The sequence below is a fragment of the Klenkia sp. PcliD-1-E genome, assembly GCF_024124375.1.
Lineage (GTDB): Bacteria > Actinomycetota > Actinomycetes > Mycobacteriales > Geodermatophilaceae > Klenkia.
In genome coordinates this window covers 15,230-37,934 of the sequence record NZ_JAMXRZ010000018.1, presented here as the reverse complement: position 1 = coordinate 37,934, position 22,705 = coordinate 15,230, and the positions used below count along the sequence as shown (strand labels likewise).

Here is a 22,705-nt window from a genome sequence, read left to right as displayed (position 1 = left end):
TTCTGCATGATCAACTCCTGGATCGACGCATCCCGCGGCCGGGTGGCCGGGTGCGGGCCCAGCCCTCGGCGGTGAGGCCCTCGCCCACCTCGCCGGTGGGCGCCTGGTCCCTCTCGTCGAGCGGGCGGCCGGACCACAGGCCCCGCCGCACCGCGGGTTCCGGGTCCGGCAGCTCGGGCGGGGCGTCGTCGGCCTCGGCGGCGGCGTCCTCGGCCTCGCCGTCGGCCTCCAGCGCCTCGCGCACCACCCAGGCAGCCAGGCCGGCGCCGTACCCCTTGCGACCCAGCATCGCGGTCAGCCGGCGGGTCGCGGTCGCGGTGTCGAGTCGTCGCATGCCGGGCACCTTGCGGGCCACCAGGGCGCGGGCGGTGTCCCACTCGTCCTGCGGGTCGACGGCCTCCAGCGCCACCGACGCCACCTCCGCGTCGATGCCCTTGGCGCGCAGCTCGTGGGCCAGGGCCCGGCGACTGAGCCCACGGCCGGACTGCCGGCTGCGCACCCAGACCGCGGCGAACGCCGCGTCGTCGACCAGCCCGACCTCCTCGAACCTGTCGAGCACGGCCACCGCGACGTCGTCGGGGATGTCCCGGGCGGCGAGCAGGTCGGCCAGCTGTCTGCGACTGCGGGCGGTGCCGGTGAGCGCGGTCAGGCAGATGTCCTTCGCGGCCCGTTCCGGGTCCTCGTACTGCCGCGCCGGCGAACCGTCCGCGCCGCGTGGCCGACGCCCCGCCCCGAGACCACCCTGCCGCCCGGAGCGCCGACCACCGGCGCCTGCCCCGACCCCGTCGACGCCCGAGGGCGCAGCGGCCGGCGTCGTCGGTTCGTCGACCTCTGCGTCGAGCTGGATGCCCCACTCGCGAGGGGGCTTCTTCTTGTTCTTCCCGGCTCCGCCGTGCCGGCGCCCGCCGAAGGACCGTGAGCCGTCGTCACCGAAGGACGACCGGCGGCGTGACCGGTCGTCGACGGCATCGCCGACGGCATCACCGACCGCGCCGTCGGCGGCTCGCCGCCGGCCGGCAGAACGCAAGCGGGACGAGCCCGCCGATCCCCGGTCGGCGAAGGACCGCGGGTCCGCCACCTCGGTGACCGTGGCGTCGGGGGCGTCCCGGTCGCCCAGCGCGGCGACGGCGACCTCGGACGGCGGGAGCGCCCCGGCGTCGAGGCCGTGCGTCGACCCGGTACGACGGCTCTCGACGTCCCGGTCGGACAGGGAGCCGACGACGTCCGCGTGGGCCGGACCGCTCGTCGTGGTCGGGGCGGGCTCGGCACCCGGGTCGAGGGCGGAGAAGTCGACGACGTCGGAACCGCCCGGGACGGTCAGGTCGCCAAGGCCGTCGAAGTCGAGGACCTCCGGGGCCGCCATCGCCGGGACGGCAGCACCGGACAGCGGACCGGCGCCCGGGTCACCGGTGGGACCGGGACCCGGGACGCCGTCCGGGGTGTCCGAGTGACCGTCGTCGGTCATCCGGCGACTCAGAAGTCGGCGGGCACGGCGTCGACCGGGGCGTCCAGCCGCGGGCCGATGCCGAGCTTCTCCTTGATCTTCTTCTCGATCTCGTCGGCGAGGTCGGGGTTGTCGCGCAGGAAGCCGCGGGCGTTCTCCTTGCCCTGGCCGAGCTGGTCGCCGTCGTAGGTGTACCAGGCGCCGGACTTGCGGACGAAGCCCTGCTCGACGCCGATGTCGATGAGCCCGCCCTCGCGGCTGAACCCGGTGCCCCAGATGAGGTCGAGTTCGGCCTGCTTGAACGGCGCGGCCACCTTGTTCTTCACGATCTTCACGCGGACCCGGCTGCCGACGGCGTCGGTGCCCTGCTTCAGGGTCTCGATCCGGCGGACGTCGAGGCGGACCGAGGAGTAGAACTTCAGCGCGCGGCCACCGGTGGTGACCTCGGGCGAGCCGTAGACGACGCCGACCTTCTCGCGCAGCTGGTTGATGAAGATGGCGGTGGTGTTGGAGTTGCTCAGCGCGCCGGTGATCTTGCGCAGCGCCTGGCTCATCAGGCGGGCCTGCAGACCCACGTGGCTGTCGCCCATCTCGCCCTCGATCTCGGCGCGGGGCACCAGCGCGGCCACCGAGTCGATGACGATGAGGTCCAGCGCGCCGGAGCGGATCAGCATGTCGGCGATCTCCAGCGCCTGCTCACCGGTGTCGGGCTGGCTGATCAGCAGCGCGTCGGTGTCGACGCCGATGGCCCGGGCGTACTCCGGGTCGAGGGCGTGCTCGGCGTCGATGAAGGCCACGATGCCGCCGGCGGCCTGGGCGTTGGCCACCGCGTGCAGGGCGACCGTCGTCTTGCCCGAGGCCTCCGGGCCGTAGACCTCGACGATGCGGCCGCGGGGCAGCCCGCCCACGCCGAGGGCGATGTCGAGGGCGATCGACCCGGTGGGGATGACCTTCATGGCCACCTCGGGCGAGTCGCCCAGCCGCATGACCGAGCCCTTGCCGAACTGCTTGTCGATCTGGGCCAGGGCCATGTCGAGGGCCTTGTCGCGGTCCAGGGTTGCCATGGTGTCCACCTTCTGTGGTCGTCGCTGTGCGTCGCTGTCTGCGTCGGGGCCGACGGTAGGACGGGGGTCCGACAGAAACGGGTGGCCGGCCGGATCTGTGGAGGACGACCGGGCCTGTGGACAGCAACACTAGGACGAACACGTGTTCGAAGCCAGCAACACGCCGGAGAAGTTCGGCGTGGGCGTTCAGCGGGAGGCGTCGTGCCGGTCGCGGGCGGCGTGCACCTCGGGCAGCCGGTCCTCCACGAACCCGATGAGCGCGAGCAGCTTCGGGGCCAGCTCGGCGCCGGCCGGGGTGAGCCGGTACTCCACGTGCGGCGGGATGCTCGACCGCACCTCCCGGTGCACCCAGCCGTCGCGCTCGAGGGTCTGCAGGCTCTGGGAGAGCATCTTCTCGCTGACGCCGTCCACCCGGCGTCGCAGCTCGCCGAACCGGTGCGGCGCCTCCTGCAGCGCCGACAGCGCCAGCAGCGACCACTTGCCGGTCACGTGCTCAAGGGCCTCGCGCGAGGTGCAGGCCCGGCTGAAGACGTCGGCGGCGAAGGACTCGACGTCGTCCCGCCCCCCGGCGGGGGCCCCGCTGTGCTCGACCACGCCCCGAGTGTACGTTCTCGTCGAAAGCACTTACCAGTAGTAAGTGCCATCCGAGGAGGAAGCATGATCACCGTCACCGGAGCCACCGGCCAGCTCGGCCGGCTCGTCGTCACCGGCCTGCTCGACGCCGGCGTGCCCGCGGCCGAGGTCACCGCCCTGGTCCGCGACGCCGGCCGCGCCGCCGACCTGGCCGACCGCGGCGTGCGCGTCGCCGTCGCCGACTACACCGACCGCGCCTCCCTGGAGGAGGCCCTGGCCGGCACCGACCGGCTGCTGCTGGTCTCGGGCAGCGAGGTCGGCCAGCGGGTCGCACAGCACACCAACGTCGTCAAGGCCGCGAAGGTCGCCGGCGTCGGCCTGCTCGTCTACACCTCGGCCCCGAAGGCCGACGCGACCACGCTCGTGCTCGCCCCCGAGCACGCCGCCACCGAGGAGGTCATCCGCGCGAGCGGGCTGCCCGCCGTCGTGCTGCGCAACAACTGGTACTTGGAGAACTACGACGCCCAGATCGGCCAGGCCGCCGCCACCGGGGAGGTCGTCGGCAGCGCCGGGCAGGGGCGCGCCTGGCCGGCCTCCCGCGCCGACTTCGCCGCCGCGGCGGTCGCCGTCCTCACTGCCGACGACCCGCAGCCGGCCGTGCACGAGCTGGGCGGCGACGACCCCTTCACGCTGGCCGACCTGGCCGCCGAGGTCGGCCGGCAGGCCGGCCGCGAGGTCACCCACCGCGACCTGTCCACCGACGAGCACGTCGCCGCACTGCGCGGGGCCGGGCTGGACGAGGGCACGGCGGGCTTCGTGGCCGCGCTCGACGGCAACATCGCGGCGGGCGAGCTCGATGCGGGCCAGGGCGGCATCTCCGCCCTCACCGGCCGGCCGACCCGCACCCTGGCCGAGCACGTCGCACTGGTCCTCGGCAGCAGCTGATCGACCGTCCCGGCGCGGGTCAGCGGACCTGCGCCGGGACGTCGAACTCCTCGCAGATCGCCAGCCACACCGTCCGCACCGGGACGCCGGCGTCCAGCGCCCCCACCGCGGTACGGCCCTCGAAGGCGGAGAAGACGTGGTCGCGCGCGATGGCCTCGCCGCGGACGTCGCCGAACTCCTCGCGCACCCGGCCCCAGAACTCCTGCAGTCGCACCCCGGCGACGGTACCCGCGGCTACCGTGGCGGCATGATCCCCAGCACCGGCTCGGCGACCTGGGACACCATCGGCCAGATCGCGATCGCCTGCCTGCTCGCGGTGTCGCTGCTGCTCATGTGGCGCCGTCGGTGAGGTCCCGTTCGGGCAGCGGCCCGAGGGTGGCGAAGCAGTCCAGGTAGGGCTCGACGTCCCCCCGCGCGGTCCAGGACCGCAGCTGGTCGGCCGACCTGCGGGCCTGCACGGCCCGGGCCAGGTCGAAGTCGCCCGCCCGGACGACGACGGCGGCGTCGGCCGGCCCGTGCTGCCAGCTGCTTCCCTCCAGCCGCAGCGGCGGCAGGCCCGCCTCGGCGGCCGCCTCGGCCACCCGGTCGGCGAAGCGGTCGCGCAGCGCCACCATCGCCGGGGTGTCGTGGGCGCCGGGGACCCCGAGCGCCCCGCGCAGGTCCTGCTCGTGGATGGTCACGTCGGCCAGGGGACGCACGCCGTGCTCGGCCATCCAGGCGCGCAGCGGTGCGGTGTTGGCCCGCCACTCGGCCACCAGCAGCGGGACGTCCCGGCCGGCCCGGGTGTCGACGTGCCGCTGGGTCCAGGCCGGGTTGTGGTCGTCGTCCTCGCGGTCGGCCAGCACGTCGGTGGACACGCCGACCACGTGCGCCAGCAGGTCGCGCACCGACCAGGCCGGGCAGGCCGGCACGGGCCGGGCCGCGTCCGCGGTCGGGATGCCCTCGACCAGCTCCACGACCCGGGCCTGCGCCCGGGTCCACTCCTCGATCGCCTCGGCGTCGGTCAGCTGCATGCCCGGGTGCATCCCCCGGACCGGTCGCTCACAACCCCATCGACCGCCCGATGATCTCCTTCATGATCTCGTTCGTGCCGCCGTAGATGCTCTGCACCCGGGCGTCGCGCCAGGCCTTGGAGACCGGGTACTCGTCCATGTAGCCGTAGCCGCCGTGCAGCTGCAGGCACTTGTCGGCGACCCGGTTCTGCAGGTCCGAGCACCACCACTTGGCCTGCGCAGCGTCCACCGCGGTCAGCGTGCCCGCGTCCAGCTGGCGGATGCACTCGTCGACGAAGACCCGAGCGATCGTGGCCTCGGTCTGCAGCTCGGCGAGGACGAAGCGGCTGTTCTGGAAGCTGCCGACCGGCCGGCCGAACGCCGTCCGGTTGGTCACGTACTCCACCGTCTGGGCGAGCACCGTCTCCACGGCGGCGACGGCGCCGATCGCGATGGACAGCCGCTCCTGCGGCAGGTTCTCCATCAGGTGCAGGAAGCCGCGGTCGACGGTGCCGAGCACGTTCTCGGCCGGCACCCGGACGTCGGTGAAGAACAGCTCGGCGGTGTCCTGCGCCTTCAGGCCCACCTTCTCCAGGTTGCGGCCGCGCTCGAAGCCCGGCATGCCGCGCTCGACGACCAGCAGGCTGGTGCCCTTGGACGCCGGCGCGTCGGGGTTCGTCCGCGCGACCACGACGACCAGGTCGGCGTTGATGCCGTTGGTGATGAAGGTCTTGGAGCCGTTGAGCACCCAGCCGTCGCCGTCGCGGCGCGCCGTGGTGGTGATGCCCTGCAGGTCGCTGCCGGTGCCCGGCTCGGTCATCGCGATGGCGGTGATGGTCTCCCCGCTGCAGAACCCCGGCACCCAGCGCTGCTTCTGCTCCTCGGTCGCCAGGTCGCGGAGGTAGGGGCTGACGACGTCGTTGTGCAGGCCGAACCCGACGCCGGAGGCGCCGACCCGGGCCATCTCCTCCGACAGCACGGCCTGGTAGCGGAAGTCGCGCACTCCCCCGCCGCCGTACTGCTCGTCCTGGTCGATGCCGAGGAACCCCTGCTTGCCGCCCTCGGTCCACAGCTCCCGCGGCACGATCGAGTCCTTCTCCCACTGGGCGTGGAAGGGCGCGATCTCCTTCTCCACGAACGTGCGGACGCTGGCGCGGAAGTCCTCGTGGTCGGCCTCGTACAGGTGGGAGCGCATGGCCCCGACTGTGGCAGACAGCACTGACTGTTCCTAGCCCCTGCGTAAATGTCGTACCCCCTGGGGACACTGCTCCCGTGCCCGCAGCCCCGTCCGCGATCGACCGGTTCACCGAGCCCACCCGGGCCTGGTTCACCGGTGCCTTCGACGCGCCGACGGCGGCCCAGGAGGGCGCCTGGACGGCGATCAGCAGCGGCGAGCACGCCCTGGTCGTCGCCCCCACCGGGTCGGGCAAGACGCTGGCCGCGTTCCTGTGGTCGCTCGACCGGCTGGCCAGCACCCAGCCCGAGGAGGAGCAGAAGCGCTGCCGGGTCCTCTACGTGTCCCCGCTCAAGGCGCTGGCCGTCGACGTCGAGCGCAACCTGCGGGCCCCGCTGGCCGGCATCGGCCAGGCCGCCGCCCGGCTGGGGTTGCCCCGCCCGGAGATCAGCGTCTCCACCCGCTCCGGCGACACCCCCGCCGACGAGCGGCGGGCCTTCACCCGCCGGCCCACCGACATCCTCATCACCACGCCCGAGTCGCTGTTCCTGCTGCTCACCAGCCAGGCCCGCGAGGCACTGCGCGGCGTCGAGACGGTGATCATCGACGAGGTGCACGCCGTCTGCGGCAGCAAGCGCGGCGCGCACCTGGCGGTCTCCCTCGACCGGCTCGACACCCTGCTCGACCGGCCGGCGCAGCGGGTCGGGCTGTCGGCCACCGTCCGGCCGATCGACGAGGTGTCCACCTTCCTGGCCGGGGGCCGGCCGGTGCAGGTGGTCGCCCCGCCGTCGCAGAAGAAGTGGGACCTGTCGGTGGTGGTCCCGGTCGAGGACATGTCCACCCTGGGCCAGCCCACCGGCGAGCTGGAGGGGTCGGCCTCGGGCGGGCAGCCGCGGACGTCGATCTGGCCGGCGGTCGAGGAGCGCGTGCTCGACCTCATCGAGGCGCACCGCTCCACCATCGTGTTCGCCAACTCCCGCCGGCTGGCCGAGCGGCTGACCAGCCGGCTCAACGAGCTCGCCTACGAGCGGGCCACCGGGGAGACCGTGCCGGCCGGCGCCGACGCGGCGCAGTTGATGGCCCAGGCCGGTGGTGGCGGGGGGCTGCCGGCCGACGCCAAGCCGGTGGCCAGTGCGCACCACGGGTCGGTGTCCCGCGAGCAGCGCGCGGTGGTCGAGGAGGCGCTGAAGTCCGGGCAGCTGCCCGCGGTGGTCGCCACCTCGTCCCTGGAGCTGGGCATCGACATGGGCGCGGTCGACCTCGTGGTGCAGGTGGAGTCCCCGCCCAACGTGGCGGCCGGCCTGCAGCGGGTCGGCCGGGCCGGGCACCAGGTGGGCGCGGTCAGCCGCGGCGTGCTGTTCCCGAAGTTCCGGGGCGACCTGGTGCAGTCCGCGGTGGTGGCCGAGCGGATGAAGGCCGGCCAGATCGAGTCCATCCGCTACCTGCGCAACCCCCTCGACGTGCTGGCCCAGCAGATCGTCGCGATCGTCGCCGAGGAGCCGAAGACCGTCGACGAGGTCGCCGGGGTGCTGCGCCGGTCGGCCGCGTTCGCGTCCCTGCCCGACTCCGCGCTGCACGCGGTGCTGGACATGCTCGCCGGCCGCTACCCCTCCGACGCGTTCGCCGAGCTGCGGCCCCGGTTGACCTGGGACCGGGTCACCGACACCCTCACCGCCCGGCAGGGCGCGCAGCGGCTGGCGGTCACCAGCGGCGGCACCATCCCCGACCGCGGCCTGTTCGGGGTCTTCATCGTCTCCGGCGGCGGCGAGACCGGCGGCCGGCGGGTCGGCGAGCTCGACGAGGAGATGGTCTACGAGTCCCGTGTCGGCGACGTGTTCCTGCTCGGCTCGTCGTCCTGGCGGATCGAGGAGATCACCCACGACCGGGTGCTGGTCACCCCCGCCCCCGGCCAGCCCGGGAAGATGCCGTTCTGGCACGGCGACACCCTCGGCCGCCCCCTGGAGCTGGGCCGGGCGCTGGGCGCCTTCCTCCGCGAGGTCGGCGGTGCCACCCCGGAGGCAGGGCTGGAGCGCGCCCGCGCGGCCGGTCTCGACGAGTGGGGTGCGGCGAACCTGCAGGCCTACCTGGCCGAGCAGAAGGCGGCGACCGGCCACCTGCCCGACGACCGCACGCTGCTGGTGGAGCGGTTCCGCGACGAGCTGGGTGACTGGCGGCTGGTCGTGCACTCCCCCTTCGGCGCCCAGGTCAACGCGCCCTGGGCGCTGGTGCTGGCCGCCCGGCTGCGCGAGCGGTACGGGGTCGACGTCGCGTCGATGCACGCCGACGACGGCATCGTGCTGCGGCTGCCCGACACCACCGGCGAGCCGCCCGAGGCCGACCTGGCGATCCTCGACCCCGACGACGTCGAGCGCGAGGTCACCGCCGAGGTCGGCAACTCCGCGCTGTTCGCCAGCCGCTTCCGCGAGTGCGCCGCCCGGGCCCTGCTGCTCCCCCGCCGCGACCCGCGCCGGCGCACCCCGTTGTGGCAGCAGCGCCAGCGCGCCGCGCAGCTGCTCAGCGTGGCCAGCGAGTTCTCCGGCTTCCCGATCACGCTCGAGGCGGTCCGGGAGGTGCTGCAGGACGTCTACGACGTGCCCGGTCTGGTCGAGCTGATGAGCGACGTCCGCTCCCGGCGGGTCCGGGTGGCCGACGTGCAGACCCCGACCGCCTCGCCGTTCGCCCAGTCGCTGCTGTTCGGCTACGTCGGCCAGTTCATCTACGAGGGCGACGCCCCGCTGGCCGAGCGGCGCGCGCAGGCACTGGCCCTGGACACCGGCCTGCTCGCCGAGCTGCTGGGCCGCTCCGAGCTGCGCGAGCTGCTCGACGGCGACGCCCTCGGCGAGATCGAGGCCGAGCTGCAGCGGCTGCCCACCGACCGGCACCCTCGCGACCTCGACGGTGCCGCCGACCTGCTGCGGGTGGTCGGCGACCTGGCCCCCGCCGAGGCCGCCGCCCGCGGGGTGCCGCAGGAGTGGCTCGACGAGCTCGTCGCCTCCCGCCGGGCGCTGCCGGTGCGCATCGCCGGCCAGGACCGCTACGTCGCCATCGAGGACGCCGGCCGGCTGCGCGACGCGCTCGGCACCGCGCTGCCCGTCGGTGTGCCGGAGGTCTTCACCGAGCCCGTCGCCGACCCGCTCGGTGACCTGGTGGGCCGGTACGCGCGCACGCACGGCCCGTTCGTGCCCAGCGAGGCCGCCGACCGGCTCGGCCTGGGCGTCGCGGTGGTCACCACCACCGTTGCACGGCTGGTGGCCGCCGGCCGTGTGGTGACGGGCGAGTTCCGGCCCGGCGGGGTGGGCCAGGAGTGGTGCGACGCCGACGTGCTGCGCTCCATCCGACGCCGGTCGCTGGCCAAGCTGCGCCAGGAGGTGGAGCCCGTCCCCACCACGACGCTGGCCCGCTACACCCCGTCCTGGCAGTCGGTGGGCAGCCGCATGCGCGGGGTGGACGGCGTGCTGGCCGTCGTCGAGCAGCTGGCCGGGGCCCTGGTCCCCGCCTCGGCACTGGAGACGCTGGTGCTGCCCTCGCGGGTGCAGGGCTACCAGCCGGGGATGCTCGACGAGCTGACCAGCGCCGGCGAGGTGCTGTGGGCCGGGGCCGGCGGCCTGGCCGGGGGCGACGGCTGGATCACCCTGGTACCGGCCGACCTGGCCCCCTTGCTGCTGCCCGACCCGCCGCTGGGCGCACAGGACGAGGGCGGGGTGGCCCAGCAGGTGCTCGAGGAGCTGGCCGGCGGACGGGCACTGTTCTTCCGCGGGCTGTCGGACCTGGTGGGGTCCACCGACGACCAGGCCTTCGCCGAGACCGTCTGGGACCTGGTCTGGTCGGGCCGGCTCACCAACGACACCCTGGCCCCGCTGCGCGCCCGCCTGTCCGGCGGCGGCGCGCACAAGAAGGCCGCGGCCGCCCCCCGCGCCCGTCTCGACCGCACCCGGTACGGCCGCACCCGCGTGGGCCGGCCGGCCATGCCCTCGCGCACCGGGCCGCCGATGGTGGCCGGACGCTGGTCGGCGCTCCCGGAGCTGGAGACCAACGCGACCAAGCGGAACAACGCCCGCACCGAGTCCCTGCTGGAACGGCACGGCGTGCTCACCCGCGGCGCGGTGATGGCCGAGCAGGTGCTCGGCGGGTTCTCCGCGGTCTACCCGATCCTTCGGGCCTACGAGGAGAACGGCCGGGCCCGCCGGGGCTACTTCGTGGAGACCCTCGGAGCCGCGCAGTTCGGCACGCCCGGCTCCATCGACCGGCTGCGCAGCTTCGCCAGCCCCGACCGCACTCCCACCCCCGCCGTGATCCTGGCCGCCACCGACCCGGCCAATGTCTACGGCGCCGCACTGCCCTGGCCCGAACGCCCCGGAGCCGAGCCCGCCGAGGACGCCGTGGACCTGGGTGAGGACGACGGCCCGTCGAAGAAGCGCGGGGCGACCGGGCACCGGGCCGGGCGCAAGGCCGGCGCGCTGGTGGTGCTGGTCGACGGGGAGCTGGTGCTCTACGTCGAGCGGGGCGGCAAGACCCTGCTGTCCTGGACCGAGGACGAGGTGGCGCTCAAGGAGGCCGCCACCGCGCTGTCCAACGCCGCGGCGGCGGGCGCCCTGGGCCGGATGACGGTGCAGAAGGCCGACGGGGCCTCGGTGCACGAGTCCACCCCGCTGTCCGCGGCGCTGCAGGCGGCCGGGTTCAGCGCGACGCCGCGGGGGCTGCGCCTGCGCGGGTGACGACATGTCGAGGAGTCGACAGGTCGACACCGGCGCGCACGCAGGCGGCCCCCGGTCCTCACCCGGCTCCGGTCAGCCCCGGTGGGCCGGACGCAACCAGCGGCCGAACACCCGGGTCAGCGCGGGCATGACGGCGAACCGCAGCCCGCTGACCACCAGCACCGCCGACAGGAGCAGCTGCCCCGGCCACGGCCACGCAGCGACCAGTGGCTGCACCGCGACGTGGAAGGTGCTGGTGAGGGTGAAGACCCCCACCACGGTCAGCAGCACCACCCGCCAGGTCGGCACCGGTGGGGCGGACGCCGGCCGGCCGAAGAAGCCCTCCAGGCCCTCGACCTTGGCGAAGCGCTCGTCCTCCACCAGGTCGGCCAGCCGGGCGACCAGCTCGGCGCGCTCGGGCGAGCGCTCCCACGCCGCGAGCGAGTCCTCGTCGGCGAACCGGTAGACCAGGTGGTACTCGTCGCTGCCGGCACCGGGCCGCAGCGTCGAGGAGCCCAGGTGGCCGGGGAAGGTGGCCGCCAGGGCCTGCACGTCGCGCGCCCACTGCTCGAACGCCTCGCGGCGGTCGGGCCGCACCACCCGGGCAGCGGTCACCGTGACCGGTTGCGGGGTGACGGTGTTGTCGCGGAACCTCGTGCTCACAGAGATACCTCAGCACTGAGATACCTGGTTGTCTTCCCGGTGTCGGCGGACTCACACCACCCGGCACGGACGCCGACGAGCGGGGACGATGGACCCGTGCCCGAGGGCGACACCGTCTGGCTGGCGGCCCAGCGGATGGACATCGCGCTGCACGGCGCGACCCTGCGCCGCGGTGAGCTGCGGGTGCCCCAGCTGGCCGCGGTCGACCTGGCCGGGGCCGTCGTCACCGAGGTGGTCCCCCGCGGCAAGCACATGCTCATCCGGCTCGCCGACGGCCGCACGCTGCGCACCCACTACCGGATGGACGGCAGCTGGCACATCTACCGCCCCGGCAGCCGCTGGCGGGGCGGTCCCGGCCACAGCATCCGCGCCGTGCTGACCACCGACGAGTGGGAGTGCGTGGGCTACCGGCTGCACGACGTGGCCATGGTCCCCACCACCCGGGAGGACCAGCTGGTGGGCCACCTGGGTCCCGACGTCCTCGGCCCGGACTGGGACCTCGACGAGGCGCTGCGCCGGCTGCGCGCCCACCCCGAGGAGCAGATCGGCGTCGCGATCCTGGACCAGCGCAACCTGGCCGGTCCCGGGAACCTCTACAAGGTCGAGTCGCTGTTCCTGTGCGGGGTGAACCCGTGGGCGCGGGTCGGCGACGTCCCGGACCTGCCGGCGCTGGTCGAGCGGGCCCGCACCCTCATGCTGGCCAACCGCGGCCGGCCCGAGCAGAGCACCACCGGCGACCTCCGCCGCGGCCAGGACCACTGGGTGGCCGGCCGCACGGGCAAGCCCTGCCGGCGCTGCCGCACCCCCATCCAGCTCGGCGACCAGGGGCCCGACCTGCAGGAGCGGGTCACCTGGTGGTGCCCGTCCTGCCAGGCCACGCCGACCCCGGCCGACCCGCACGCCCGCACCGGTCTCCCCGGCACCCCCGCACGCCGGGCCCGGAGGTGACCGACGGGGTCCTTCTCCTACTGCTGCTGCGGGCGCTCGGCCGGCTGCTCGGTGTGCTGCTGCACCGGCTGCACCTGCGGTGCGCCCTGCTCGATCGCCCCGGCCGGCTGCGTCCCGCCGGTCACCGCCTGCTGCCCACCGGCGGCACCACCGGACATGCCGGCCCGGATCTGGGCCAGCCGGGAGGCGCCGGCCACGTCCAGGGTGGCCTTCTGCACCTCCATCATCCGGCCCTCGACCGAGTTCTGGGCCAGCTCGGCCTGACCCAGGGCGTTGGCGTAGCGGCGCTCGATCTTGTCGCGAACCTCGCCCAGGCTGGGCGTGTTGCCCGGCGCGGACAGCTCGTTGACCTGCTTCAGCGACGCCGAGACCTGCTCCTGCATCTTGGCCTGCTCCAGCTGCGAGAGCAGCTTGGTGCGCTCGGCCAGGATGGTCTGCAACCGCATCCGGCTCTGCTCGACCGCGCCCTTGGCCTGCTCGGCGGCCTGCAGCGCCTCGTCGTGGCTGCGCTTGAGGTCCTCCATGGACTGCTCGGCGCTGACCAGCTGGGTGGCGAAGGCCTGCGCGGCCTGCTCGTACTCGGCGGCCTTGGCCGGGTCCGACGCCCGGGTCTGGTCGGCCAGCGCGAGCGCCTGCTGCGCGGAGGACTGCAGCTGCTCGACCTCGCCGAGCTGACGGTTGAGCCGCATCTCCAGCTGCCGCTGGTTGCCCAGCACGGCCGCGGCCTGGTTGGCCAGCGACTGGTGCCGCTGCTGCTCGCCCTCGATCGCCTGCTGGATCTGGATCTTGGGGTCGGCGCGCTCGTCGATCTGTGCGTTCGCCGACGCCGTCAGGTACTTCCAGAGCTTCACGAACGGGTTGGGCATGCTTCCTCCTGGTCGGGTGCACGTCCACGGGGGCGGTGCGCACGTCGTCGCCGTCCATCGTCCCAGGCGCCGTGATCAGCGGGCCACCTCGGCACCTGGGTGAGACCTGCACCACCTAGTCTCCCACGCATGCTGACCGTCCTCGGCGAGCTCGTCGTCGACCTCATCCCGGTCCCCGGGGCCGACGCCGGCGCCGAGGGCACCGCCCCGCACTACGTCGCCCGCCCGGGCGGCAACGCGCTCAACGTCGCCGTCGCCGCCGGCCGGCTGGGCCACCCGGTGCACCTGCTCGCCCGGTTCGGCACGGGCCCGCTGGCCGGCAACCTGCGCCGCCACGCCGAGCTCTCCGGCGTCGACGTCTCCCGCTCGGTGGACTCCGGCGACCCGGTGAGCCTGGCCGTGGTGGGCCTGGGCGACGACGGGTCGGCCGACTACGGCTTCCACGTGCTCGGCGCCGCCGACTGGCAGTGGACCGACGAGGAGGTCGCCGCCGCCTGGCCGCCCGGGGGGACCGCGCTGCACGTGGGCTCCATCTCCGCCTGGACCGCACCGGGCAGCGAGGCGATCGCGGGCCTGGCCGAGCGGTTGCACGCCGACGGGTCCGCGCTGGTCAGCGTCGACCCCAACATCCGGGCGTCGCTGGCCGAGGGGTTCGGCAACACCGGCCCCGACGTCCGGCGGCGGCTGGACCGGCTGCTCGCCGTCGCCGACGTGGTCAAGGTCAGCGCCGAGGACCTCGGCTGGCTGGAGCCGGGCACCACCGACCTCGACGAGGCCGGGTTGGACGAGGTGGCGCAGCGGTGGGCCGACCGCGGCCCCGGCGTGCTGCTGCTGACCGACGGCGGCGAACCGCTGCGCGTGGCGCGGCCGGGGCGGCCGCTGCTGCGGCACACCCCTCCCCCGGTCACCGTCGCCGACACCGTCGGGGCCGGGGACTCCCTGGCCGCCGGGTTCCTCACCGGCCTGCTGGACGCCGGGGTCACCACCCGCGCGGCCCTGGACGCCGTGGACGACGACCTGCTGGGCCGGGTGGTCGCCGACGCCGCCCTGGTGGCCGCGCTGTGCTGCACCCGGGTCGGCGCCGACCCGCCCACCCGGGCGGAGCTGGACGCTGCCCGGGGCTGATCAGGGCACGGTCAGCCAGGCCGCGGTGTCCGGGGGCAGTTCGCCGCCGGGCACCGGTCCGCTGGCCAGCAGCACCTCACCGACCAGCGGCAGCGGTTCGGTGCCCAGGTTGACCACGCAGCGCAGGCCCGGGCCGCGGGTGAAGGACAGCACCTGCGCCGGGGCGTCGTCCCAGCCGAACTCCTCGCCGGCCAGCAGCTCGCGGCGCAACCGGAGCGCGGCGCGGTAGAGGGTCAGCGTCGAGTCGGGGTCGCCGTCCTGGGCCTCGACGGTGAGCCCGGCCCAGGACGGCGGCTGCGGGAGCCACGGGTGCTCGGCGCCGAAGCCGAACGGTGGCGCGGTGCCCGACCAGGGCAGCGGCACCCGGCAGCCGTCCCGGCCGCGGGACGTGCGCCCCGAGCGCTCCCAGGTCGGGTCCTGCAGCAGCTCCTCCGGCAGGTCGGTGACCTCGGGCAGACCCAGCTCCTCGCCCTGGTAGACGTAGGCGCTGCCGGGCAGGGCGAGCATGACCAGCGCGGCGGCCCGGGCCCGCCGCAGGCCGAGCTCGAGGTCGCTGGGCTCGCCGGCGTCGAAGCCCATCACGCCCACGCCGGTGGAGCGGCGGCCGAAGCGGGTGACGTGCCGGGTCTCGTCGTGGTTGGACAGCACCCAGGTCGCGGGCGCTCCGGTGGGCGCGAGCGCGGTCACGGTCGCGTCGACGACCGACCGCAGCGCGATGGGGTCCCAGGGGGCGTGCAGGTGGTCGAAGTTGAACGTCGTGTGCATCCGCCCCGGTGCCACGTAGCGGGCCGCCCGCTCCGGGCCGGCCACCACCGACTCGCTGACCAGCACCCGGTCGCCCGGGTACTCCTCGACCACCGAGCGCCAGCGGGAGACCACGTCGGTCACCCAGTCGCCGTCCCACTGCGGGCTGCCCACCCAGGACGACGAGGCGAAGAGGGCACCGGGCTCGTGGCCGGCGTCGGGCAGCGAGAGGTCCTTGCCGATCGCCGGCACCGCGTCCACCCGCAGGCCGTCGACGCCGAGGTCCAGCCAGAAGCGCAGCACGTCGTCGACGCGGTGGCGCACCTCCGGGTTCGACCAGTCCAGGTCGGGCTGCTCGGGGGCGAAGGTGTGCAGGTACCACAGGTCCGAACCGGGCAGCCGGGTCCAGGCCGGTCCGCCGAAGGCCGAGATCCAGTCATTGGGCGGGCCGTCCCCGCGGCCGGGGCGCAGCACGTACAGCGACGGGTCCTCGGCGAACCAGGGGTGCTCCACCGAGGTGTGGTTCGGCACCAGGTCGACCAGCACCCGCAGGCCCCGGTCGTGCGCCTCGTCGAGCAGCCGTCGGACGTCCCCGAGCGTGCCGAACCGGGGGTCGACGCCGCAGTGGTCGGCCACGTCGTAGCCGCCGTCGGCCATCGGCGAGGGGTAGAAGGGTGTGATCCAGAGCGCGTCGACGCCGAGGTCGGCCAGGTAGGGCAACCGCGAGCGGATGCCCTCGACGTCCCCGAGGCCGTGCGCACGCCCCGCCCCCGCGGAGGCGAAGCTGCGCACGTACACCTCGTAGACCACCGCCCGCCGCCACCACGGCCCCGTTCCGTTGGACGACGGGCAGCTCACGCGGCGCCGGCGTCCCCGGTCAGTCCCCCGGAGGCCCCGGCGACCTGCTCCTGCCGGTCCTCGTCGGCCATGCGCGTCAGCTCGGCGCCGGCCTCGGCGTCCCGGGTGAGGTTCTGCCCGGACTCCGGGTCGAAGACGTGCACCTTGCGGGTGTCGAGCCAGAACTCCGCGTCCCGGCCCTCCCGGATCCGGCTGGTCGAGTCGATGGACACGATCGCCTGGGTGCGCAGCTCCTCGCTGTCGAGCTCCTTGGACAGGTCACGCAGCCGGGTGCGGATCTGGTCGGGGGCGTCGTAGGGGATGTAGGCGTACTGCTGGTCCCCCAGCCACTCGGTGACGTCGACCTTCGCGGTGAACGTCGTGCCCACGTGCCGCTTGGCGTCGTCGACCAGCGAGGCGTCCTCGAAGTACTCCGGCCGGATGCCGACCAGCAGCAGGTCGTGCCCGGACACGGCGGCGGCCCGCTTCTCGTCGAGCTCGATCGTGCCGAACGGGGTCTCCAGGCTGGAGCCCTTCACCGTGGCGGGCAGGAAGTTCATCGGCGGGGAGCCGATGAACCCCGCGACGAACAGGTTGACCGGCTGCTCGTACAGCTCACGCGGGGAGGCCACCTGCTGGATGGAGCCCTTGCGCAGCACGCAGACCCGGTCGCCCAGCGTCATCGCCTCGGTCTGGTCGTGGGTGACGTAGACCGTGGTGATGCCCAGTCGCCGCTGCAACCGGGCGATCTCGGTGCGCATCTGGCCGCGCAGCTTGGCGTCGAGGTTGGACAGCGGCTCGTCGAACAGGAAGGCCTCCGCCTGGCGGACGATCGCGCGCCCCATCGCCACGCGCTGGCGCTGGCCACCGGAGAGGTTGGCCGGCTTGCGCTCGAGGTGCTCGTGCAGCTCGAGGACGTCGGCGGCCTCCTTGACCAGCTTGTCCACCTGGTCGTCGGGGGTCTTGGACAGCCGCAGCGGGAAGGCGATGTTCTCGTAGACGCTCATGTGCGGGTAGAGCGCGTAGTTCTGGAAGACCATCGACAGGTTCCGGTCGCGCGGGGCCTTGTCGTTCACCCGGGTGCCGCCGATGACCATGTCGCCGGAGGTGATGTCCTCCAGGCCCACGATCATCCGCAGCAGGGTGGACTTCCCGCACCCGGACGGGCCGACCAGGATCATGAACTCGCCGTCGGCGATGTCCAGGCTGACGTCGTTCACGGCGGGGAAGCCGTCGCCGTACTTCTTGACGATGTTCTTCATCTCGATGGAGGCCATCGGTGTCTCCTCTTCTCGTGGCGGGAGTGGGCTGGGGGCGGGTCAGCCCTTGACGGCCCCGTTGGTGAGACCGGCGACGATCCGGCGCTGGAAGACCAGCACCAGGGCGACGACCGGGATGGTGACGATGACCGCGGCCGCGGCGATCGCCCCGGTCGGGTCCTCGAACTGCGATGCACCGGAGAACAGGCCCAGGGCCGCCGGGACGGGCCGGGACGCCTCCGTGGAGGTCAGCGAGATGCCGTAGACGAAGTCGTTCCAGGCGATGAAGAACGCGATGATCGCGGTGGTGAACACACCGGGCGCGGCCAGCGGCACGATGACCTTGCGGAAGGCCTGCCAGGTGGTGGCCCCGTCGACCTGTGCGGCCTGCTCCATCTCCCAGGGGATCTCCCGGAAGAAGGCCGACATCGTCCAGATCGACAGCGGCAGGGTCAGCGACAGGTACGGGATGATCAGCCCGGGCCAGGTGTCGTAGAGGCCGATCTGGCGCCACAGGTTGAACAGCGGCGTCACGATGGAGATCACCGGGAAGATCGCCACCGCCAGTGCGGTGCCGAGGATGAACTTCTTGCCGGGGAAGTCCAGCCGGGCGATCGCGTAGGCGGCGAACATCGACAGGATGCAGCTGATGAACGTCGCGATCAGGCAGATGCCGAACGAGTTGACCAGCGCCGGCAGGAACAGGTCGCTGGCGTTGCCGGTCAGGATGGTGGAGTAGTTCTCCGTCGACGGGGTGGTCGGCAGGAACGACGCGTTGGACAGGTCGGCCGGCGCCTTGAACGACAGGGACACGATCCACGCGATCGGGGCCAGGCAGTAGACGACGATCAGCAGCCCGCCGATGATCCAGCCGGTCTTCTCCTTGGTGGACATCTACTTCTCCCCCCGCGCCTGGGCCAGGTCGACCTTGAAGCCCTTGATGAAGCCGAAGGCGATGAGGACGACGACCAGGAACAGCAGCACCGAGACCGCCGACCCCAACCCGATCTCCAACCGCGAGATGGTCTGCCGGTAGGCCAGGAAGGACACCGACTCGGTGCCGTTGGCCCCCGCCGTCATGACGAAGATGGAGTCGAAGACCCGGAAGGCGTCCAGCGTGCGGAACAGCAGGGCCACCATGATGGCCGCCTTCATGTTGGGCAGGGTCACCCGGCGCAACCGCTGACCCCAGGTCGCGCCGTCGACCTTGGCCGCCTCCTGGAGCACCTCGGGCACCTGTGCCAGCCCGGCCAGCAGGAGCAGGGAGATGAAAGGCGTGGTCTTCCAGATCTCCGCCAGGCAGATGACCAGCAGCGACGTGCCGAAGTCCCCGAACCAGTCGGTGGTCGGCGAGATCCCCGGCAGCCAGGCGAACCAGCTGTTGATGAACCCGGTGTTGATGTCGAAGGCGAACTGCCAGGCGAAGGCGGACACCACGGTGATGACGGCGTAGGGGATCAGGATCGCCGCCCGCAGGACGGGCCGGATGGACCGCAGCGCCTTGTTCATCACCAGCGCCAACGCGAAGCCGAGCACCAGCTCCACGGCGACCGTGATGACGGTGATGAGCGCGGTCACGCCCATGGCCCGCCACCACAGCTGGTCGGTGAGCACGACCAGGTAGTTGTTCAACCCGGTGAACGACCGGTTCTCCGGGTCGGTGAGCCGGTAGTCGAACAGGGAGTCGTAGAACGCCTGCGCGATGGGGTAGGCGGTGACCAGCAGCATCACCGCCAGCGCGGGGCCGGCCAGCAGCCAGCCGAGCTTCCGCTCCGCCTTCGCCCGGTCGCTGGCGTGCCGCTCCGGGGCCGAGACCGGTTCGGTCTTCCCGCTGGCCGGCGGCAGCGTCGTCGTGCTCACGAGACCTCCTCGCCGTCGCTCGTCGGCCGCGGTCGCGCAGCTGCTGTGCTCATGGGTTCCCTCGCACGCTCGGTCACAGCAGTTGCTCCTTCCGCAGGACGGCCTCGATGAGCTCCGTCGCGTCCTGCGGCGTCTGCTCGGGGTCGATGTCGGCAGTGGGGTGGTACTCGCGCTGGATCCCGCCCGAGACCTCGCTGTAGTACGGGGTCTGCGGTCGCGGCTTGGCCAGCTGGAGGGACTCCTGGATCACCGGTGCCATCGGGAACTGGTCGAGCACGTCGGGGTCGTCGTAGACCGTCGTGTCCGAGGCCGGGTTGCCGTTGGTGACGAAGTAGTAGGTCTGGTTCTCCGTCGAGGTGATGCACTCGGTTGCCTCGTAGGCCAGGTCCGGGTGCTCGCTGAAGGCCCCGACGCCGAGGTTGATGCCGCCGTACGGCGGAGCCGTCTCGGTGTCGGCGTCGACCCGCGGGTAGAGCGCCCAGCCGTAGTCGTCGACCGCCGCCTGGTCGAGGGTGCCGCCCTCGACCGCGCCGAGGGCGCGGGGCCACACGAAGGGGTAGTTGACCTGGAACCCGGCGGAGTCGCCCTCGAAGTCGGTCGCCGTCGTGTCCTCGTTGGCCGTCGACAGGGCGGGCCCGCCGGTGCCGCTGGCCGAGACGTCCAGCATGACCTGGGCGGCCCGGACCCCCGCCTCGGACGTCAGCCCGAGCTGGATCTGCTCGGGGTCGGTCGAGTTCTCGGCGATGATCGACCCGCCGGCGCTCTCGATGAGCGCGTTGAGCCACACCGTCAGCGACTCCGACCGGATGCCCTGCACGCCCAGCCGCACCTGCTGGTCCTGCGCGGCCTGGATGAGCTGGTCCCACGTCACCGGCTGGGTCATGTCCAACCCCGCCGCGTCGGCGACCGACTGGCGGTACCAGAGCAGCTGGGTGTTGGCCCAGAACGGCACGGTCACCAGCTCGCCGTCCCAGGTCGAGCCGTCGATGGCCGACTGGACGACGTCGGTGGTGACCCGCTGCGCGACGTCCTCGGGGACAGGTGCGAAGAACCCGGCCTGCGCGAACTCGGGGATGTAGGGCGGGTCCAGGCTCATGATGTCGATCGAGGAGTCGTTGGCGGCCAGGCGGCGCACCAGCTGCTCGCGCTGGGAGGGGCTGTCCCGGGGCAGCTGGCTGACGTCGATCCGGTAGCGGCCGCCGGCCGCGTCGGTGCAGCGCGACGCGATCTCGGCCTGCCCGCCGGAGTCGGGGTTGATGTACCAGTTCAGGACCGGAGGACCGCCGTCCCCGCTGCTGCAGGCGGCCAGGCCGGAGGCCGCGACGACGGCGCTGGCCGCCATCCCGACCAGCCGTGCCCTGGACCGCCCCGTGTGCTTGCTCGCGCTCGGCACGCCGCCTCCGAGGGGTCGGGCGACCCGGGGGTCGCAGACATCGGTGATGCATGATCACCAGCTGTGAGGCGACTGTGGTCCACACCACTCAGGAACGCAAACCGGACCGTGTCCGACTCGTGACCTACTGGTCCTGGGCCTGGTCGGAGCCCCCGGCGAGCACCGCGGGGGTGGTCAGGTCGGCAGGCAGCCGGGGCAGCTCGGAGCGCAGGTAGGACTCCAGCGCAGCGGTCGTGCCGACGTCCCGGCCGGCCTGCTCGGACAGGAACCAGCGGTGCTCGAGGACCTCGTGGAACAGCTGCGCGGGGGCCAGCCGGCCGGCCAGGTGCCGGGGCACGGCCTGCACCACCGGCAGGTACACCTCGGACATCCAGCGGTGCCCGGCGACGGTCTCGGGCACCGGGCGCCCACCCTCCTGCTCCAGCCACGCGCGGTAGCTGCGCAGGTCGTTGAGCAGCCGGCGGGCCTGGTTCTCCTGCACCTCCAGGCCGGTCAGCCGGAACAGCTCGCGGCGGTGCTGGCCGGGTTCGGCGACCCGGGTCTGCACCCGCAACCGGGCGCCCTCGGGGGTGTGCACGAGCTCGACCTCGCCGGCGTCGAAGCCCAGCTCGTTGATCCAGGCCAGCCGTTCGGCGACGCGGTAGCGCTGCTCGTCGCGGCGGAAGACCTCCTCCCGGGTGACGGCGTCCCACAGCGCCTCGTACCGGCCGGGCAGCGACTCCGCGACGGTGACCGGGTCGATGTCCGGGCTGAGCAGCTCGCCGAACTGCAGGTCCAGCAGCTCGGCGCCCACCCGCTCGCGGGCGAGGTCGACGTCGTAGCGGCGCATCCCGGCCGACAGCTCGGGCCGCCGCTCGACGGTCTCGGCGTCGACCAGGTAGGCGGTCAGGCCGTCGGCGTCGGGGCGGAAGAGGGTGTTGGACAGCGAGCAGTCGCCCCAGAACACGCCCGCCAGGTGCAGCCGGACCAGCAGCACCACCATCGTGTCCAGCAGCTGGGTGGTCGAGTGCTGGCTGCGCGGGCTGGAGAACAGGTGCCGGTAGGACATCGAGTACTCCAGGTACCGGGTGACCAGGACGGCCTCCTGGTCACCCGGCCGGTCGACGCAGATGCCCAGCACCGAGACCGCCGGCAGACCCTCCTCGGAGAAATCGCCGAGCAGGGCGTACTCCTTGCGGGCCAGCGGCTCGGCGATCTCCTTGAGCGCGAACACGCTGCCCTCGGCGGCGACGAAGCGCACCACGTGCCGGGAGATGCCGCGCTGCGGCACGTCGAGCAGCAGCTCCGGGTCCCAGTTCGCCAACGGCTGCTCCCAGGGCAGGCCGAGCAGCGCCGTCGCCTCGTCGGCCGGCGGGCGGAACAGGTAGCGCACAGGCGGGAAGCTACCGCGTGGGGCCGCCGGCCACCCGCACCATCGTGGCCGCCTGACGGGCCCGCTGCTGCGCCGTCCCGGGGGCCAGCACCAGACCGACCAGCCAGGACAGCACCACCGCGGCGGTGTCGTCGTCCAGGAACAGCGCCGACCCGAGCCGGCCGGTCAGCGCCCCGCCGTCGGCGGCCTGCAGCAGCCGGGCCAGGGCCTCGGGCTCGGTGACCGCCAGCCGGCGCAGCACGGGGTGCCCGCCGACCTCCTCGGCCAGCGCCAGCAGCGCCCGCTCGCGCGGGAGGCCGGCGGCCAGCGCGGTCAGCCGCTGCAGCTCCGCCTCCAGCAGGGCCGCGACGACGTCGTCCTTGGTCCGGAAGTGGTTGTACAGCGTGGCCTTGGCGACGCCTGCGGAGGCGGCGACGTGCTGCATGGTCGCCCGCTTGAGCCCGTGCTCGGCGAACGCGACGGCGGCCCCGGCCAGCAGACCGCGGCGGGTCTTGGCCAGCGTGGCGCCGGCCCGGGTGTGCGGGGCCGGACCGGAGCCCGCCCGCGGCCGCAGCAGCGGCAGCTCACCGAGGACGACGGTGGCGTGGGTGCCGGTCTCCTCGGTCGACGGCGCCGTGAGCACGGTGCCGGTGTCCTCGATCGTGCGGGGCGAGTACCGGTCGGGCAGCGGGAGCGGGTTCACCCACACTGTGTCCCATCGCAGTCACCCAGGGTCAAGGACATCGGGTCCCGGACGGGGGTCGTGTCGCCCC

General features: G+C 73.5%; 20 protein-coding genes. 5 read left to right on the top strand and 15 right to left on the bottom strand.

The genetic code is table 11. The annotated features are described in order from the left end of the window. Positions 1-10: 10 nt before the first annotated feature. From NH342_RS05705 to NH342_RS05695, 3 genes are all read right to left on the bottom strand, one after another. Positions 11-1,465, bottom strand: a complete 1,455-nt coding sequence (locus NH342_RS05705; RefSeq protein ID WP_253012501.1) for a regulatory protein RecX — start codon at positions 1,463-1,465, stop codon at positions 11-13. An 8-nt stretch (positions 1,466-1,473) separates the two neighbouring features. Beyond that, positions 1,474-2,508, bottom strand: coding sequence for a recombinase RecA (gene recA / locus NH342_RS05700; protein WP_091069006.1), 1,035 nt, complete (start codon positions 2,506-2,508; stop codon positions 1,474-1,476). Positions 2,509-2,694: 186 nt separating this feature from the next. After that, complete coding sequence (locus tag NH342_RS05695; RefSeq protein ID WP_253012498.1) at positions 2,695-3,102, bottom strand: helix-turn-helix domain-containing protein; 408 nt, start codon at positions 3,100-3,102, stop codon at positions 2,695-2,697. Between the two features lie 63 nt (positions 3,103-3,165). Here NH342_RS05695 and NH342_RS05690 point away from each other — a divergent pair, with 63 nt between their 5' ends. Beyond that, positions 3,166-4,026 (top strand): NmrA family NAD(P)-binding protein, encoded by an 861-nt coding sequence (locus tag NH342_RS05690; RefSeq protein ID WP_253012496.1) that lies wholly within the window; start codon positions 3,166-3,168, stop codon positions 4,024-4,026. Between the two features lie 19 nt (positions 4,027-4,045). Here the strand turns inward: NH342_RS05690 and NH342_RS05685 are convergent, their stop codons facing one another. After that, positions 4,046-4,240 (bottom strand): DUF3046 domain-containing protein, encoded by a 195-nt coding sequence (locus NH342_RS05685; RefSeq protein ID WP_091564300.1) that lies wholly within the window; start codon positions 4,238-4,240, stop codon positions 4,046-4,048. Positions 4,241-4,273: 33 nt separating this feature from the next. Here NH342_RS05685 and NH342_RS05680 point away from each other — a divergent pair, with 33 nt between their 5' ends. Continuing rightward, entirely contained in the window at positions 4,274-4,375 is a 102-nt protein-coding gene (locus tag NH342_RS05680) for an LPXTG cell wall anchor domain-containing protein (RefSeq protein WP_253012493.1), read from the top strand. Here the strand turns inward: NH342_RS05680 and NH342_RS05675 are convergent. Beyond that, positions 4,356-5,039 carry a maleylpyruvate isomerase family mycothiol-dependent enzyme gene (locus NH342_RS05675; RefSeq protein WP_253012489.1) on the bottom strand — a complete coding sequence of 228 codons (684 nt, stop codon included), beginning with the start codon at positions 5,037-5,039 and terminating at the stop codon, positions 4,356-4,358. The two genes, NH342_RS05680 and NH342_RS05675, sit on opposite strands and share 20 nt — an antisense overlap. 28 nt (positions 5,040-5,067) lie before the next feature. Further along, positions 5,068-6,213, bottom strand: a complete 1,146-nt coding sequence (locus tag NH342_RS05670) for an acyl-CoA dehydrogenase family protein (RefSeq protein ID WP_253012486.1) — start codon at positions 6,211-6,213, stop codon at positions 5,068-5,070. A 77-nt stretch (positions 6,214-6,290) separates the two neighbouring features. Here NH342_RS05670 and NH342_RS05665 point away from each other — a divergent pair, with 77 nt between their 5' ends. After that, positions 6,291-10,907, top strand: coding sequence for an ATP-dependent helicase (locus NH342_RS05665; RefSeq protein WP_253012483.1), 4,617 nt, complete (start codon positions 6,291-6,293; stop codon positions 10,905-10,907). 72 nt (positions 10,908-10,979) lie between these two features. On the opposite strand, the gene NH342_RS05660 is transcribed toward NH342_RS05665, so the two are convergent. Then, the gene (locus NH342_RS05660) at positions 10,980-11,549 is read right to left on the bottom strand and encodes an antibiotic biosynthesis monooxygenase (RefSeq protein ID WP_253012480.1); all 570 of its coding nucleotides are present in this window, start codon (positions 11,547-11,549) and stop codon (positions 10,980-10,982) included. Between the two features lie 96 nt (positions 11,550-11,645). Here NH342_RS05660 and NH342_RS05655 point away from each other — a divergent pair, with 96 nt between their 5' ends. After that, positions 11,646-12,497: a DNA-formamidopyrimidine glycosylase family protein gene (locus NH342_RS05655; RefSeq protein ID WP_253012476.1), complete on the top strand. Its 852-nt coding sequence runs from the start codon at positions 11,646-11,648 to the stop codon at positions 12,495-12,497. A 17-nt stretch (positions 12,498-12,514) separates the two neighbouring features. Here the strand turns inward: NH342_RS05655 and NH342_RS05650 are convergent, their stop codons facing one another. Beyond that, positions 12,515-13,363, bottom strand: a complete 849-nt coding sequence (locus NH342_RS05650; RefSeq protein ID WP_253012474.1) for a PspA/IM30 family protein — start codon at positions 13,361-13,363, stop codon at positions 12,515-12,517. Positions 13,364-13,492: 129 nt separating this feature from the next. Between NH342_RS05650 and NH342_RS05645 the strand changes: the two genes are divergently transcribed. Continuing rightward, positions 13,493-14,488 (top strand): carbohydrate kinase family protein, encoded by a 996-nt coding sequence (locus NH342_RS05645; protein ID WP_253012471.1) that lies wholly within the window; start codon positions 13,493-13,495, stop codon positions 14,486-14,488. Here the strand turns inward: NH342_RS05645 and NH342_RS05640 are convergent, their stop codons facing one another. The 7 genes from NH342_RS05640 to NH342_RS05610 all read right to left on the bottom strand — a co-directional run bounded on the left by NH342_RS05640 (position 14,489) and on the right by NH342_RS05610 (position 22,635). After that, a complete protein-coding gene (locus NH342_RS05640; protein ID WP_253012467.1) occupies positions 14,489-16,042 on the bottom strand; it encodes a glycoside hydrolase family 13 protein in 1,554 nt (517 codons plus the stop codon). 44 nt (positions 16,043-16,086) lie between these two features. After that, on the bottom strand, positions 16,087-17,346 hold the full coding sequence (locus NH342_RS05635; protein ID WP_253012464.1) for an ABC transporter ATP-binding protein: 1,260 nt from the start codon (positions 17,344-17,346) through the stop codon (positions 16,087-16,089). Positions 17,347-17,388: 42 nt separating this feature from the next. After that, on the bottom strand, positions 17,389-18,222 hold the full coding sequence (locus NH342_RS05630; RefSeq protein WP_253012460.1) for a carbohydrate ABC transporter permease: 834 nt from the start codon (positions 18,220-18,222) through the stop codon (positions 17,389-17,391). After that, positions 18,223-19,188 carry a carbohydrate ABC transporter permease gene (locus NH342_RS05625; RefSeq protein ID WP_253012457.1) on the bottom strand — a complete coding sequence of 322 codons (966 nt, stop codon included), beginning with the start codon at positions 19,186-19,188 and terminating at the stop codon, positions 18,223-18,225. Between the two features lie 73 nt (positions 19,189-19,261). Beyond that, positions 19,262-20,530 (bottom strand): extracellular solute-binding protein, encoded by a 1,269-nt coding sequence (locus tag NH342_RS05620; RefSeq protein WP_253012454.1) that lies wholly within the window; start codon positions 20,528-20,530, stop codon positions 19,262-19,264. 175 nt (positions 20,531-20,705) lie between these two features. After that, positions 20,706-21,953 (bottom strand): DUF4032 domain-containing protein, encoded by a 1,248-nt coding sequence (locus NH342_RS05615; RefSeq protein WP_253012451.1) that lies wholly within the window; start codon positions 21,951-21,953, stop codon positions 20,706-20,708. Between the two features lie 10 nt (positions 21,954-21,963). Then, positions 21,964-22,635, bottom strand: coding sequence for a TetR/AcrR family transcriptional regulator (locus NH342_RS05610; RefSeq protein WP_253012449.1), 672 nt, complete (start codon positions 22,633-22,635; stop codon positions 21,964-21,966). Between the last annotated feature and the right edge of the window lie 70 nt (positions 22,636-22,705).

Bases quoted from the DNA above. Each gene is read 5' to 3' on its own strand.
- recA (WP_091069006.1), bottom strand. From the start codon at position 2,508: ATGGCAACCCTGGACCGCGACAAGGCCCTCGACATGGCCCTGGCCCAG.
- NH342_RS05690 (WP_253012496.1), top strand. From the start codon at position 3,166: ATGATCACCGTCACCGGAGCCACCGGCCAGCTCGGCCGGCTCGTCGTC.
- NH342_RS05680 (WP_253012493.1), top strand. From the start codon at position 4,274: ATGATCCCCAGCACCGGCTCGGCGACCTGGGACACCATCGGCCAGATC.
- NH342_RS05620 (WP_253012454.1), bottom strand. From the start codon at position 20,530: ATGGCGGCCAGCGCCGTCGTCGCGGCCTCCGGCCTGGCCGCCTGCAGC.
- NH342_RS05650 (WP_253012474.1), bottom strand. From the start codon at position 13,363: ATGCCCAACCCGTTCGTGAAGCTCTGGAAGTACCTGACGGCGTCGGCG.
- NH342_RS05670 (WP_253012486.1), bottom strand. From the start codon at position 6,213: ATGCGCTCCCACCTGTACGAGGCCGACCACGAGGACTTCCGCGCCAGC.
- NH342_RS05675 (WP_253012489.1), bottom strand. From the start codon at position 5,039: ATGCAGCTGACCGACGCCGAGGCGATCGAGGAGTGGACCCGGGCGCAG.
- NH342_RS05635 (WP_253012464.1), bottom strand. From the start codon at position 17,346: ATGGCCTCCATCGAGATGAAGAACATCGTCAAGAAGTACGGCGACGGC.
- NH342_RS05645 (WP_253012471.1), top strand. From the start codon at position 13,493: ATGCTGACCGTCCTCGGCGAGCTCGTCGTCGACCTCATCCCGGTCCCC.
- NH342_RS05705 (WP_253012501.1), bottom strand. From the start codon at position 1,465: ATGACCGACGACGGTCACTCGGACACCCCGGACGGCGTCCCGGGTCCC.
- NH342_RS05630 (WP_253012460.1), bottom strand. From the start codon at position 18,222: ATGTCCACCAAGGAGAAGACCGGCTGGATCATCGGCGGGCTGCTGATC.